Annotated in this window: 14 protein-coding genes; 6 read left to right on the top strand and 8 right to left on the bottom strand. The window is 61.0% G+C overall.

All coding sequences use genetic code 11. From position 1 onward, the window contains the following. Positions 1-43 precede the first annotated feature (43 nt). Positions 44-937, bottom strand: coding sequence for a universal stress protein (locus AB5K84_RS23260; RefSeq protein WP_236842253.1), 894 nt, complete (start codon positions 935-937; stop codon positions 44-46). Between the two features lie 69 nt (positions 938-1,006). After that, the gene (locus AB5K84_RS23255; protein ID WP_011087415.1) at positions 1,007-1,456 is read right to left on the bottom strand and encodes a baeRF12 domain-containing protein; all 450 of its coding nucleotides are present in this window, start codon (positions 1,454-1,456) and stop codon (positions 1,007-1,009) included. 130 nt (positions 1,457-1,586) lie between these two features. On the opposite strand from AB5K84_RS23255, the gene AB5K84_RS23250 reads away from it, so the two are divergent. Continuing rightward, positions 1,587-2,273 (top strand): CBS domain-containing protein, encoded by a 687-nt coding sequence (locus AB5K84_RS23250; RefSeq protein WP_011087416.1) that lies wholly within the window; start codon positions 1,587-1,589, stop codon positions 2,271-2,273. Between the two features lie 47 nt (positions 2,274-2,320). Next, complete coding sequence (locus tag AB5K84_RS23245; RefSeq protein ID WP_038967483.1) at positions 2,321-2,533, top strand: hypothetical protein; 213 nt, start codon at positions 2,321-2,323, stop codon at positions 2,531-2,533. 62 nt (positions 2,534-2,595) lie between these two features. Here AB5K84_RS23245 and AB5K84_RS23240 read toward each other — a convergent pair whose 3' ends face one another. The 5 genes from AB5K84_RS23240 to AB5K84_RS23220 all read right to left on the bottom strand — a co-directional run bounded on the left by AB5K84_RS23240 (position 2,596) and on the right by AB5K84_RS23220 (position 6,401). Next, the gene (locus AB5K84_RS23240; protein WP_038967482.1) at positions 2,596-2,832 is read right to left on the bottom strand and encodes a hypothetical protein; all 237 of its coding nucleotides are present in this window, start codon (positions 2,830-2,832) and stop codon (positions 2,596-2,598) included. 46 nt (positions 2,833-2,878) lie between these two features. After that, on the bottom strand, positions 2,879-3,331 hold the full coding sequence (locus AB5K84_RS23235; RefSeq protein WP_063921466.1) for an NUDIX domain-containing protein: 453 nt from the start codon (positions 3,329-3,331) through the stop codon (positions 2,879-2,881). 110 nt (positions 3,332-3,441) lie between these two features. Continuing rightward, a complete protein-coding gene (locus AB5K84_RS23230) occupies positions 3,442-3,648 on the bottom strand; it encodes a hypothetical protein (RefSeq protein WP_236842254.1) in 207 nt (68 codons plus the stop codon). 450 nt (positions 3,649-4,098) lie between these two features. Next, entirely contained in the window at positions 4,099-4,281 is a 183-nt protein-coding gene (locus AB5K84_RS23225; RefSeq protein ID WP_038967481.1) for a hypothetical protein, read from the bottom strand. 80 nt (positions 4,282-4,361) lie between these two features. After that, entirely contained in the window at positions 4,362-6,401 is a 2,040-nt protein-coding gene (locus tag AB5K84_RS23220; protein ID WP_011087420.1) for a protein-L-isoaspartate(D-aspartate) O-methyltransferase, read from the bottom strand. A 150-nt stretch (positions 6,402-6,551) separates the two neighbouring features. Here AB5K84_RS23220 and AB5K84_RS23215 point away from each other — a divergent pair, with 150 nt between their 5' ends. The 4 genes from AB5K84_RS23215 (at position 6,552) to ppsA (ending at position 10,945) form a co-directional block, all read left to right on the top strand. Beyond that, on the top strand, positions 6,552-7,109 hold the full coding sequence (locus AB5K84_RS23215; RefSeq protein WP_038967488.1) for a nitroreductase: 558 nt from the start codon (positions 6,552-6,554) through the stop codon (positions 7,107-7,109). A 20-nt stretch (positions 7,110-7,129) separates the two neighbouring features. Continuing rightward, positions 7,130-8,047: a DnaJ C-terminal domain-containing protein gene (locus AB5K84_RS23210; protein WP_011087422.1), complete on the top strand. Its 918-nt coding sequence runs from the start codon at positions 7,130-7,132 to the stop codon at positions 8,045-8,047. Beyond that, entirely contained in the window at positions 8,044-8,382 is a 339-nt protein-coding gene (locus AB5K84_RS23205; RefSeq protein ID WP_011087423.1) for a chaperone modulator CbpM, read from the top strand. Before AB5K84_RS23210 ends, AB5K84_RS23205 begins: the two co-directional genes overlap by 4 nt. Before the next feature lie 133 nt (positions 8,383-8,515). Continuing rightward, the gene (gene ppsA / locus AB5K84_RS23200) at positions 8,516-10,945 is read left to right on the top strand and encodes a phosphoenolpyruvate synthase (protein WP_011087424.1); all 2,430 of its coding nucleotides are present in this window, start codon (positions 8,516-8,518) and stop codon (positions 10,943-10,945) included. A 3-nt stretch (positions 10,946-10,948) separates the two neighbouring features. Here ppsA and AB5K84_RS23195 read toward each other — a convergent pair whose 3' ends face one another. Next, the gene (locus AB5K84_RS23195) at positions 10,949-12,289 is read right to left on the bottom strand and encodes a hypothetical protein (protein ID WP_038967480.1); all 1,341 of its coding nucleotides are present in this window, start codon (positions 12,287-12,289) and stop codon (positions 10,949-10,951) included. Positions 12,290-12,348: the final 59 nt, after the last annotated feature.

The raw sequence follows: 12,348 nt of genomic DNA, 5'->3' as shown, positions 1-12,348 counted from the left end.
CCTCTATCGAACCCGCCCTGCCAGCAATGCGCTCTGCTCTGCGCTAGTGAGACATCAGCACGCACACTTTGGCCTCCTGCAGGAGGCTGCGTGTCATGCCGCCGAAGATCCATTCTCCCAACCGGCTATGTCCATAACCGCCAGTAACAATGAGATCCGCGCCGAGCTCGGACGCCAGCCGAATAAGGTAGCCTCCGTCCGGTTCCGCCGTATGGACACGTACCTCGTGCTGGCACTGCACCCCATGCCGCTGAAGATAGCCGGCCACGTCGCGAAGCCGCTTGCGAGCCGCATCCTGTTCGCTCGACGCGCAGATTTCCGCTATTGTGACCTGCGAGGCTCTGGTCAGAAACGGCATCGCATCGCGAACGGCGAGGCGCGCCTCCCTTGTGTCCTTCCAACCGACCACGATGCGGTCACCAGACAACTCCGTCACGCGCTCCGGCACAGATAGCGTGGGGCGCCCCATCCGCAGCATGGCTCCGGCCGGATCGAGGAAGTGGGAGTGACTGGCCGCCTGCGACCTGCGCTTGACGATTACAAGGTCTGCCGCGCGGGCCTGCTCGACCAGAAAGTCGGTCGGATCATCGAGTGCCCAGCGCCATTCGACCGTCTCGCTTGGCAGGCCGACCACCCGCTTGAACCAAGCCTCTTTCGCCGAAAGCGTTGCTTTTATGCGCTTGATGTCTTCCTCGGTGGTCTGCTCGATGATGACACCTTCGGCGACAAAGGGAGGCTCCACCGCCACCGCAGAAACACCCAGGATGGCCGCTCCGAACGTCCTCGCAATACCCTCCGCAACGGCGACTTGCCCTGCTTCCTGCTGCTCGGAATCGACGTAGACCATGACGCTCGCGACAGACATGACGATGCTCCGAAAAAGTGTGCGATGGCCGTTTATCGCCTTGCGGTCAGCCAGACGCTTGACCGAAATCAAACCTGCCGGCCATGCCTCCCGATGTGACCAGTGACGGGGTCTGGCGGTGCCCCGAAGGCGATCCTCTCCTTAAACCGCGTCCCGCAGATGCTTTTCGATTTCGGCTACGGGGTGCTTGGTGAGGTCCTTGTCGAGTTCGCCGACGATCCGACACCTCACGTCGGCGTGAAAGGCCGAGCGAAGCTCCGCCAGCGTGCGGGGTGGCGCGACGACAATGAGGGAGGTCGCATGCTCGCTGCGAAGGAGACGCTCCGCCGCAGCTGCGACCTGCCTCGCAAAGCGCTTCTCCTCGAACTCATGCCAATCGGTCATTTCCACCGCACTGCGCTGCTCCGAATGCGAGCCTTTGCTGATCCGACCGGGGCGATCGCTACCTTGGGAATGGGCGGGCGGATTCTCTTCCTCGAACACCGCCTCCGTCTTCAGATTGGGGAACTTCTCGTCGCCCTCGTTGCGAAGGAACAGCGCCTTCCTTCCGTCACCGACGAACACGATTGCACGATGTGGTATCCTGATCATTTTCGGCCTCCTCGCTGCATGCGTCAAATTCCTATTCCCCAGCAGGCTGCGCTGCTTGATCCCGATCAAGCCAGTCAGCCTACAATCGGGCAGGATTACCTAAACTCGGAAAACGATATGGAGGTTCATCATGCATGCACGAGACGTGATGGTGTCGCCAGTGGTTACGGTCGGACCAAACGCAACCGTCCGCCAGGTCGCGCAGATCCTGCTGGAACGGCGGATCAGCGCCGTGCCGGTCGTCGATGCCGACAACAAGGTGCTCGGCATCGTGAGCGAAGGCGATCTGCTGCACAGGGCCGAGAGCGGGACCGAACGCTCCCCCTCCTGGTGGTTGCGCCTGCTAACCGGCGATGCCCAGCTCGCGACTGACTACGTCAAGTCGCACTCAATCAAGGTGCAGGACGTCATGACGCAGGAGGTCGCGACCGCTGCACCCGAGACGCCCTTGCACGAGATCGCCATGCTTCTCGAAGAGCGCCAGATCAAACGCGTTCCCATCGTCAACAAGGAAGGTCAGCTCGTCGGGATCGTCAGCCGGGCCAACCTGCTCCAGACCATCGCGAGCGCCAGACCAAAGCTCGAGATTTCGCTTCCCGATTCAGTCATCAGGAAGAGGTTCTTCGAGGAGCTCAGGAAGCAGCCCTGGGCTCATACATTCAATGTGAACGCGACTGTGCAGAATGGCGTGGTCGATATCTGGGGTTTCGCGCCGTCCGTGGCCGAACGCACGGCCATTCGCGTAGCCGCCGAGGCAATTCCGGGCGTGGCGACCGTGAATGATCACCTGCTCGAAACACCGGCCTTTGTCTACTGACCCGGGCGGAGATTCCAAATCGCCGTTCCGCTACCGTCGAGACGCTCATGTCCCATTTCATTGTCCGCTTTCTCAAGAATGTGGTTGGCGACCGGGGCCAACCTTGCGAGGCTTGCCAACTCGCGATTGACGTTGAGGCGGACGACGGCGCGGAAGCGGCCCTAATGGCCAAGCAGGAGTTCTGCGAACTCCGCGCAATTCGCGACTGGACACTTCACGCCGACCGCGTCGAGGTGAAGTCGGCCGATTTTCCATCCTGACCGGGGTCGGAGGAGCACTATAACGTTTATTGCCGCCTTGCGGTTCTTGCGGATGCGCAAGCTTAATCCAGCGCCACCAAGGCGATCATCAGCCGAAAGAGCTCATATCCCATGGTGACGAGCAGCGCTCCGACAATCAAGATCTTGCCGTACCACGACACGGTCGGGCTGACGCGGACTTTCCGCGAGACATGCTCTTGTTTTTGCGACCGCTCATATTGAGTCCTGCGTGCACGCTCTGCCCTGCTGCAGGGGTCAATCGCCGCGCGGTCTGACGCTATCCTTTCCATGATCAACATGCCATTGCCGCTCTGGCACGACTCTGATGCTCATCAAGAAATATCTTCAATACGAACGCGGGCACCGGAAGCGACACGCCATACGTTTGCTGCCGTCGACCCCTCCAAGTCTTTCCAGCAGCCTGTCCAGAAAGATCGTCTGGCCCTTGAGAATCTTCGAGCGAGCCTCTGCGATCTCGAACCGTTCAACCCGATCGATTTCGGGGAATCTTTGTTGCCGACCCGACCGCGGAGGCCATTCCATCTCGAATGTATTGCTGCGAAAGTCAGCGAGATCCCAATCGTCCGACGCGGCCCACACGTGGACCACCTTGCCGCTCGGCTGGCTTGCTTTGCCAAGCTCGATGACCTCCGCTGTCACCGCGTGGCCAGTTTCCTCTGCGAATTCGCGACGTGCGGCCGAAAGCAGCGTTTCGCCATCGGAAACGAGGCCCTTTGGAATAGTCCAGGCCCCGCGATCCCGGCGCCGCCAAAAGGGACCGCCGGGATGACCGAGCAAGACCTAGCGTACCGCCGCCTCTGCGAAACAACAGAATCCCCGCACTCTGCCGCTTGCTGGAACCTGCCGTCGGCATGGAGCGAAAGCGCAAATGTCGGGTGCTCACGTGATCAGTGCAACTCAGCGCCAGCTGCCTCGTTGATGGGCTTGATGCCGACAATGTCTCCATTGTTGACATGGTCTCGGATTGCTTCGAACTCTGCCGAATTGATCTCGAGAAGCCATGTTTTCCATTCCCGGGGACGTCCTTCGGGAGCAACGGGCTCGCCCTCCGACCTGTAGCGATACTTCGCCAGAGCTCCCATCGCCCGTTCCATCGCACTACCGTCCTTCAACTCTACGATGCACCTCATCATAAACCTCATCCGATTAAATTAGCGAAGGATTCCACCGGCACTCGGCGCCGCGTTGACAAAGATCAAGCTGAACTTGTGGCCGGCCAGCGGCTTCATACGCGTCGGTCCAAAATGACGCGCCTAGCTCCGAGGATTTCCCGGGATGCCCGAGCAGACGGGCTTGCGCTAGATCAGGACACACCCCTCGCTTATTGGTGGCAGAAGGGATCATCGATACCAGCAGTAGCCGTGTCGACAAACGCGTTGATGAGGGTAGATCCAGCGAGGTCCCCAGCAGGAGCGATACCAGTGGTAGCCGGTTTCGCCGAGACGATAGCATCCGGCTTCGGCGCTGCTCGGAAATACAGTTGCGATTGAAAGGATCGCCGCGGCAGCAGCGAGCAGGACGATGTTTCGCATGTCGACCTCTCCTCAGTGGTAGAAACAGTTGTGATGCGGCCTGAGTGCTTCTCTCACCTCATCGTCCTCAAGAGCATCCTTGATCGCCCGATCGGCCTTCCTCGTCTCCAGGACGCCTGCGCCCCGGTCCGGTACGGGCACCCCCGGCTCATGCTTCACCAGGCGCGTCTGCTCCCTCTGATCATTCTTGCTCATGTCGCATTCACTCGTCGAACTGCTCCATTGGCCGGAACGACTCCGCTTTCTCTATCGCCCTCCGACTGCTCATAGCGAGATCACACCCCGAACGGATACATGTCGGGAAGCCCGGCGATTTCGGCGGTCTCCAGCGGAGTTACCGCCCTGGTGTCGTCAAACCAGATATATTCGTCGAACTGCTGCGGCAAACTGGCCTGAAAATAGTGGCTCGCAAGTTCGGTTTCAGGCCTGTAGATTACGCCGATGGCCCGCTCGAGCCGTTCCCTGCCGAGACCCTCCGGACCGCAGAGATCGCCGGGACCGCGCAGACCGAGCATGAAGCGCGGAAGGCCCGTTGCGTGACACAGCCGTTCATAGCTGTTGGGAAGCGATGGGCGGACGGTCTTGACCTCCATCGGGCCGCCCCAATCGGACGCCGCGGCAACCGTGCCACTGTGGGTGCCGAAGCCGACCAGATACGCCTGGGCGCCAAAAGCCTTGCGGCAGTGCTGCCCGATATTGTGCTCGCCGCGGGCGACCATCTCGGTCGCCGCGGCGTTGCCGACATGCGAGTTGTGCGCCCACACCACCGCCTTGCTGTCCGGCCCGTGAAATGCCAGCAGGTTCTTGAGGGTGTCGAACATGTGACTGTCGCGCAGGTTCCACGACGCGCGCGAGCCGTAGTACATGATGCGGTAATAGCGCTCGGCGTTGGCCACCAGGCGCGCATTCTGCTCGGCATCAAGGAAGCGCTCGCCATCGTGCTCGGCATACGCCCGGCGCTTCGCCAGGAGATCAGTGAGTGCGTGCGCCACGTCGGATTCGCAGGTCGGATAGGATCCGGTCAGCGCCGCATGGCCGTACGTGGCGGGATCGCGCTGCCACGGCGTCAGGCAACCATAACGCTCGCGGGCTACACGCGCCGAGGCTGGATCGACTTCGTCGAGATAGTTCAGGACCGACCGGATTGAATCGTAGAGGCTGTAGAGATCGAGACCGTGAAACGCGACGCGCGTGGTGTTCTCCACCGTACCGTTGTGTTTGCGCAACCAGCTGACGAAATCGCGTACCTCGGTGTTTCGCCACATCCAGGTCGGAAACCGTGCAAACGCGGTCCACTCCGACGGCGGATACTGGAAATGCCGCACATAGTGATCGACCCGGGCGGCATCCGGCCAGTCCGCCTCGATCGCCACGAAGCGAAATCCCTTCTTGACGATCAGGTCGCGGGTAATGCGTTCGCGCATCCGGTAGAACTCGGAGGTGCCATGGGTCGCCTCGCCGAGCAGCACGACGCGCGCCGACCCGATACGCTCCATCAGCGGGCTGAGATCGGCCGCCTCGATGGATGGAAATGATTCGGCGGCGTCGGCGATATTGCGGACCAGCGTTTCCTCGTCCGGAGCAACAGGCCGCAGCGCCCGGCGCGCGGGCGCGGTCTCGCCTTTTGCGGCCGCCCACCCTTCCTCTCCGATCAATGGAACGAAGCGGACGTCTGCAATGTCTTCGCTGCGAAATTCGTCCTTCGAAAGGCGGACGACCCGCACCAATTCCTGGGTACGCTGATCGGCGCCGACAGGAATGACCAGCCTGCCGCCGATCTTCAGCTGCTCCTTGAGCGCCTCCGGAACCTGCGGACCGCCGGCGGCTACGACGATGGCATCGTAGGGCGCATGTTCGGGCCAGCCTTTGGTGCCGTCACCATGCAGCACGTGGACGTTATCGTAACCGAGCTCGGTAAGTGTGGCCGCCGCCTCTTCCGCAAGCGGACCGAGGCGTTCGACCGTGTACACATCGGCCGCGATCTCCGACAGCACCGCGGCGGCGTAACCGGAGCCGGCTCCGATCTCCAGCACCTTCTCGCCGCCCTTGAGCATCAGCGCCTCCGCCATGAAAGCGACGATGTAGGGCTGAGAAATGGTCTGCTCCCCGGCGATCGGGAGCGGCGAATCTTCGTAGGCAAATTCGCGAAGCTTCGCTGGCAGGAACAGCTCACGCGGCACCTTGCCCATTGCCTCGAGCACGAGTTCGTCACGCACACCGCGCGCGGCGATATGGCGCTTGACCATCTCTGCCCGGAGCGCGGGAAACGACTTAACTTCACCAGGGCGATCTGGATTCAGCGCTACCGATCCCATGATGGCCTCTCCTGCATCTCAGCTAGGTTGAGTCATGCACGATCAATCTCGAAGAAAACTTAGGACCATTGCGCCCCCATCGATTTGATCGACATCAAACCGCGAAATGGCGAGCGCGTCAGGATCCATTGAATGCAAATGGAGACGGCCATGGATCTCAAGGAAGCCATCTATAGTCGGCACGCCGTACGCGAATTCACCTCGCAACCGGTTGACGAGGACGTATTGAGGAAACTCATTGATGCTGCCATCCAGGCGCCCAGCGCCGTCAACCACCAGCCATGGCTGTTTACAGTCGTGCGGGACAAAACGTTGCTCGCGCGCATTTCCCGCGAGGCAAAGGCCCATATGCTCAAAACCTCGGCGGCGGCGCTGGCATCGCATCACTTCCAAAGCATCCTCGAAAATCCGGATTTCGACATATTCTATCACGCTCCGGCATTGGTCGTGATCTCGGCACCCGAGGGCCCATGGGTCGTTGAGGATTGCGCCCTGGCGGCTGAGAACTTGATGCTGGCTGCCTGCGCCGCCGGATTGGGAACATGCTGGATCGGGTTTGCGCAGGGCTGGCTTGGAACCTCGGAGGGGAAATCGTCGCTCAGGCTTTCCGGCACGACCGTGCCAGTCGCACCCATTATCGTAGGGCATCCCAAAACAGCGGCGGCGCCCGTTCCCAGAAAGGCCCCGAAGATTGACTGGATTTCGTAAACCTTCGGGGATCAGGTGAAATGAAAGACCCTTACGAGACCCTTGGCGTAACCCGATCCGCGACCGACAAGGAAATCAAGAGCGCCTTCAAAAAACTCGCGCGCAAATTTCATCCTGACCTCCATCCGGGCGACAAGGAGGCGGAGGCCAAGTTCAAGGCAATCTCGGCTGCCAACGATCTGCTCAAGGACAAGGAGAAGCGGCGGCGGTTTGACGCGGGTGAGATCGACGCCAGCGGCGCAGAGCGACAGCAGGAGCGATTCTATCGCGACTTCGCCGACCGGCCTGCCTACACCTCGCACGCCGCACAGGATGGATTTGACAGCAACGAGGATCTGGAAGAGTTCCTGGCAAAAGCGTTTGCCGGCAAAGGGCGACGATCAGAGAGGGCATTCCGGGCGCGCGGTCAGGATGGGAGCTATGTGCTGCCAGTGGCCTTCGTGGACGCCGCCAGCGGCGCCACCCTCACCATCACACTGCCGGACGGCAAGACCCTGGAGGTGATTGTCCCCGAGGGCGCCGAGGACCGACAGATGCTGCGGCTGAAAGGCCAGGGAATGCCTGGCTATGGCGGCGGGGCGCCAGGCGATGCCTATGTCGAGTTGCACATCCAGCCGCATCCGTTCTTTCACCGCAAGGACGACAACATCCATGTCGAAATACCCGTAACCCTGCGCGAGGCGGTGCTGGGAGGCAAGATCGAGGTGCCGACAATCACTCAACCGGTAACGGTGACAGTCCCGAAGGGTTCGAATTCCGGCACCACACTGCGGCTGCGCGAAAGAGGTATCCGCAACCGAAAAACCGGGCAGCGCGGACATCAATTGATCACGCTGAAGGTGATCCTCCCTACGGCCGAAGAACCCGAACTGGTAGAATTTCTGGAAGCATGGCGGCCGAAAAACCCTCAGGATCCACGCAAGGATATGTTGCCATGATGGACGTCGATGATCTTTTGGCCACCATCTCCGCGCTCCAGCGCAGCGATCTCGAACGTTGGATCAGCGAAGAACTGGTCGCGCCGCAACAGAACGGAGGGTCGCTGATGTTCTCGGACATGGAATGCGCGCGAATCCGTCTCATTTGTACGCTGACCTATGAGCTCGATGTTGATGACAACGCGCTACCGGTGGTGCTGTCGCTGCTTGATCAGCTTTACGACACCCGCCAACGGCTGCTTTCCCTGACCCGGGCCATCAAGACGCAGGACGAAACCGTTCAACTCGCTATCGCAGCCGCGACATCGCAGCAGCAGAGCGGGCTCAAATCCTGACCTCAAGGCGTCGGCTGAGCGTGTCCAGACTTTGCTCCGGAACGTGATCGACGGCTTGTAGGGAGACACGTAAATCCATCGAAAGGTTGACCTGCCTCAAGGCCGGACAGGCCCGGCGTGATCTGTTGCTTGCATGTCTGGATATATCAGATCCTTCCTCGAAATCGGATTGGGCGATGTCGGGCTGGTCGGCGGCAAGACCGCTTCGCTCGGCGAATTGTATTCGGCTCTCGCATCCCAAGGGGTTGCCGTCCCAGATGGCTTCGCCGTCACGGCGGACGCCTATCGCGAAGCGCTATCGCGAGACGGGGTCGCGGACAAGCTGCACCGTCTTCTGGACGGGATCGACAAGAGCAAGATCAGACAGCTCGCCGGCAAGGCCGCCAAGGCCCGCGAGGTCATATACAAGGCGATGGACACGCCGCTGCTGCGCGAGCAGATCGTAGAAGCCTATCGGCATCTTGAACGCGAGGCCGGGATCGGGGTCGCTGTCGCCGTACGAAGCTCCGCGACGGCGGAGGATCTGCCGACGGCGAGCTTTGCCGGCCAGCACGAAAGCTTTCTCAATGTGCGCGGGCCCAAGGATTTGTTCGAAGCTTGCCGGCGCTGCTTTGCTTCCATTTTCACCGATCGCGCGATCTCTTATCGCATCGACAACGGCTTCGATCATTTCAAGGTCGCGCTCTCCGTCGCCGTGATGAAAATGATCCGTTCCGATCTGGCGGCGAGCGGAGTCGTTTTCACGCTCGATACCGAAACGGGTTTTCGTGACGTGGTCTTTGTCACCGGCTGCTACGGTCTCGGCGAAACCATCGTGCAGGGCCAGGTCGATCCAGATGAATTTTACGTCCACAAGCCGACGCTGAGCCAAGGTTTTCGCCGAGTGCTGCGGCGCCGACTCGGAGCCAAGCAGATCCGTATGATTTATGGCAAGCTCGGGAGCAGTCATGCGACGTCCACCCGCAATGTGCCTGACGCCGAACGACAGAAATTCTGCATTTCCGACCCCGAAGTGCTGAGCCTTGCCGAGATCGCGGTCCGGATCGAAGCCCACTACTCCAAACATGCCGGCGTTTCGATGCCGATGGACATCGAATGGGCCAAGGACGGTGTCGACGGGAAGCTATACATCATTCAGGCCCGGCCCGAGACCGTTGCCTCGCAGCGCTCGTCGGACTTCTATGAGACGTATAACCTGAAGGGACACGGCCCGGTCATCGTCAACGGTCGCGCGGTGGGAGAGAAGATCGCTTCAGGGCGCACGCGCCGCATTTCGACCGCGCGCGATCTGGCGGCCTTCAGGCCGGGTGAAATCCTGGTGGCGCCGGCGACCAGCCCGGATTGGGAGCCGGTCATGAAGATCGCGGCCGGCATCATCACCGACAAGGGCGGTCGCACCTGCCATGCCGCGATCGTGGCGCGAGAGCTGGGTATCCCCGCCGTGGTGGGCGCCACACACGCGACCGAGAAGATCAAGAGCGGAACCGACGTCACGATCTGCTGTGCGGAAGGCGATATCGGCAGCGTCTATCAGGGGGCGGTTGCCTTCGACGTTACCAGGACGCCAGTGAGCGAACTGCGGCAGCCGCGCACGGCCATCATGGTCAATGTCGGAACCCCGGAAATGGCGTTCCGCACGGCGATGCAGCCGCAGGCCGGAGTTGGCCTCGCCCGCATGGAGTTCATCATCAGTGAACATATCGGCGTTCACCCGATGGCGCTGCTCAAGCCGGAGAAGGTCACGTCAACCAAGGCGCGGACCGCAATCGCCCGCCTGACGAAGGGCTTCAAGAGCCCGGCCGATTTCTTTATTCAACGACTGGCGGAAGGCGTCGGCACCATCGCCGCGGCATTCTATCCGAAGCCGGTGATCGTACGGCTTTCCGATTTCAAGACCAACGAATATGCCAGCCTGATTGGCGGGGAAGGCTTCGAGCCCAGGGAAGAGAATCCGATGCTGGGATTCCGGGGCGCCTCCCGCTACAGTCATCCCGCCTACACCGAAGGGTTTGCCTTGGAGTGCGCCGCGCTCCGCCTGGTGCGAAAGGAGATGGGTCTCTCCAATCTGCGCGTCATGGTGCCGTTCTGCCGAACCGTCGAGGAGGGCCGCCGCGTGATCGCGACGATGGCTGCCAATGGACTGCGGCGCGGCGAAGACGGTCTCGAGATTTACGTCATGTGCGAGATCCCGAATAACGTCATCCAGATCGACGCGTTTTCTCGGTTGTTCGATGGCTTTTCGATTGGGTCCAACGATCTTACCCAGCTCACGCTGGGGGTCGACCGGGATTCCGATATCGTGGCCTTCGACTTCGACGAACGCGACCCAGGAATTCTGGAGTTGTTCCGGCAGGCGGTGGTCGGCGCAAAGCGGAACGGTCGCCATATCGGCATCTGCGGCGAGGCGCCTGCGAACTATCCGGAGATCGCGCGATACTTGACAGGGCTTGGCATCGATTCGATCAGCGTCAATCCTTCAAGCGTGTTTCGCACCATGGCCGTGGTGTCCGACGCCGAAACAAATCAGCCAGAATCCGAGACGCGAGGCCTCCTCTCGCTGTAACGATCAGATCACAGCCGGGACGGCAGCGGCATGAATGCGTTCTGCCGCGGCGTTGACCCTGGTCATCGTCTTCGTAAGCTCGTCATAGACCCGGTCGTCGACGGTCACTGTGCCGAAATTCGAATCTTCGCCGTCAAAGCGCCCCTGCACCGGCTGATCGGCATGCTCGAACCAGTGATAACCGACCACATTCGGCTTGCCGAGGGCCGCCACAACGTAGCCCTGGAAGGCACGGGCGCGCTCGGTCTGAGTGGCCACACGCGGCCCCGCCCCTTTGGAATTTGGCAGGCCCGCGTCGTCGCCGCGGAAGGAGAATTCGGAGATCAGGCATGGCTTGCCGGTAGCGGCATAAGCATCGATGACCGGACCGGGGTCGAACTCGTAGCAATTGAAGGAGATCACATCGAGGTGTCGACCGGCCGCGGCGATCACTCCCCGCGGCGGCTGCCAGCCGAACCGGGATCCGATCACGAGATGATGGGGATCAGCCGTCTTGATGGCCGAGACGCACACTTCAAAATACTTGTCGGCTACGACGGCTACAAAGGCATCGCAATCTGCTGAAAACGCCTCGCGCGCGCGGTCGGCGAGGTTGGCTTTGGTCTCGAGTGCATCGTTCAAGCCTCCGGGCGGCATTCTGACGAACGGCGCCACAACGTGTCCGATCCTGCCAAGCTCCTCCCATGATCGCGCCGGTGTGCGCCATACCGCATTGAACTCGGAGATATCCCGATAATGCGCTTGCAGCCTCGATATGGCAGCAACCCGACCAGGACGATGAGACGGCAGATTCAGGAACAGCGTAAGCAATTCGTCGGGTCCGCGCGCGTCAGTCGACCAGTAGAGCTCGTTATCGATAAAAGTGCCGAGCAAGCCGGGATCATTGCGACGAAGCGTGCAGCGCTCCTTGGCACTTGCGCAGATATGCGCCGCGAATTCGGGATCGAAGACATCGGGAAATATCTGATCGCGTCGGTGCAGGCGAAAGGATGCGCCAAGTTCCCTGATCGGCGTGATCGCCAACAATTGCGATCCCGCACTGGCGACGCCTTCGTCCGACCAGCAGCCGACCGTGTTGAAATTCCAGCTTGCCAGTCGAGTAGACGCAGCGGCACGCCAGCTTTGCAGGCTGCCGTACTTGGCTCGGCAAGTCTCGGCGTATGGCACGCGCTCGGTCCGGCCGATGCGGTCTTGATCGAAGCGGACCGTGTTGACACCCTTCGAGAGAAAGCGGCCACCATCGGGATCGATGAGCCAGAATACGCCATTGCGCTCGGAAACGCGGAAGAAGCCGCTTCCTCTGAGGTCGTCGTCGACGACCCCTCCCCATTTCGTTCTTTGCAAGCGCGGACCCCGGCAACGTTCTAAGGATATCAATCCATTGCACGGCCGGCTCGGGGCCT

The sequence above is a fragment of the Bradyrhizobium sp. 1200_D9_N1_1 genome (assembly GCF_052075915.1).
GTDB lineage: Bacteria > Pseudomonadota > Alphaproteobacteria > Rhizobiales > Xanthobacteraceae > Bradyrhizobium > Bradyrhizobium diazoefficiens.
The sequence above is the reverse complement of the archived record's forward strand: the minus strand, read 5'-3'. Positions and strand labels throughout refer to the sequence as shown.

What these genes read in the sequence shown, in the direction of transcription:
- AB5K84_RS23245 (WP_038967483.1), top strand. Translation starts at nt 2,321, where the DNA reads ATGTCCCATTTCATTGTCCGCTTTCTCAAGAATGTGGTTGGCGACCGG.
- AB5K84_RS23210 (WP_011087422.1), top strand. Translation starts at nt 7,130, where the DNA reads ATGAAAGACCCTTACGAGACCCTTGGCGTAACCCGATCCGCGACCGAC.
- AB5K84_RS23220 (WP_011087420.1), bottom strand. Translation starts at nt 6,401, where the DNA reads ATGGGATCGGTAGCGCTGAATCCAGATCGCCCTGGTGAAGTTAAGTCG.
- AB5K84_RS23205 (WP_011087423.1), top strand. Translation starts at nt 8,044, where the DNA reads ATGATGGACGTCGATGATCTTTTGGCCACCATCTCCGCGCTCCAGCGC.
- AB5K84_RS23240 (WP_038967482.1), bottom strand. Translation starts at nt 2,832, where the DNA reads ATGTTGATCATGGAAAGGATAGCGTCAGACCGCGCGGCGATTGACCCC.
- AB5K84_RS23255 (WP_011087415.1), bottom strand. Translation starts at nt 1,456, where the DNA reads ATGATCAGGATACCACATCGTGCAATCGTGTTCGTCGGTGACGGAAGG.
- AB5K84_RS23250 (WP_011087416.1), top strand. Translation starts at nt 1,587, where the DNA reads ATGCATGCACGAGACGTGATGGTGTCGCCAGTGGTTACGGTCGGACCA.
- AB5K84_RS23230 (WP_236842254.1), bottom strand. Translation starts at nt 3,648, where the DNA reads ATGGAACGGGCGATGGGAGCTCTGGCGAAGTATCGCTACAGGTCGGAG.
- AB5K84_RS23225 (WP_038967481.1), bottom strand. Translation starts at nt 4,281, where the DNA reads ATGAGCAAGAATGATCAGAGGGAGCAGACGCGCCTGGTGAAGCATGAG.
- AB5K84_RS23215 (WP_038967488.1), top strand. Translation starts at nt 6,552, where the DNA reads ATGGATCTCAAGGAAGCCATCTATAGTCGGCACGCCGTACGCGAATTC.
- ppsA (WP_011087424.1), top strand. Translation starts at nt 8,516, where the DNA reads ATGTCTGGATATATCAGATCCTTCCTCGAAATCGGATTGGGCGATGTC.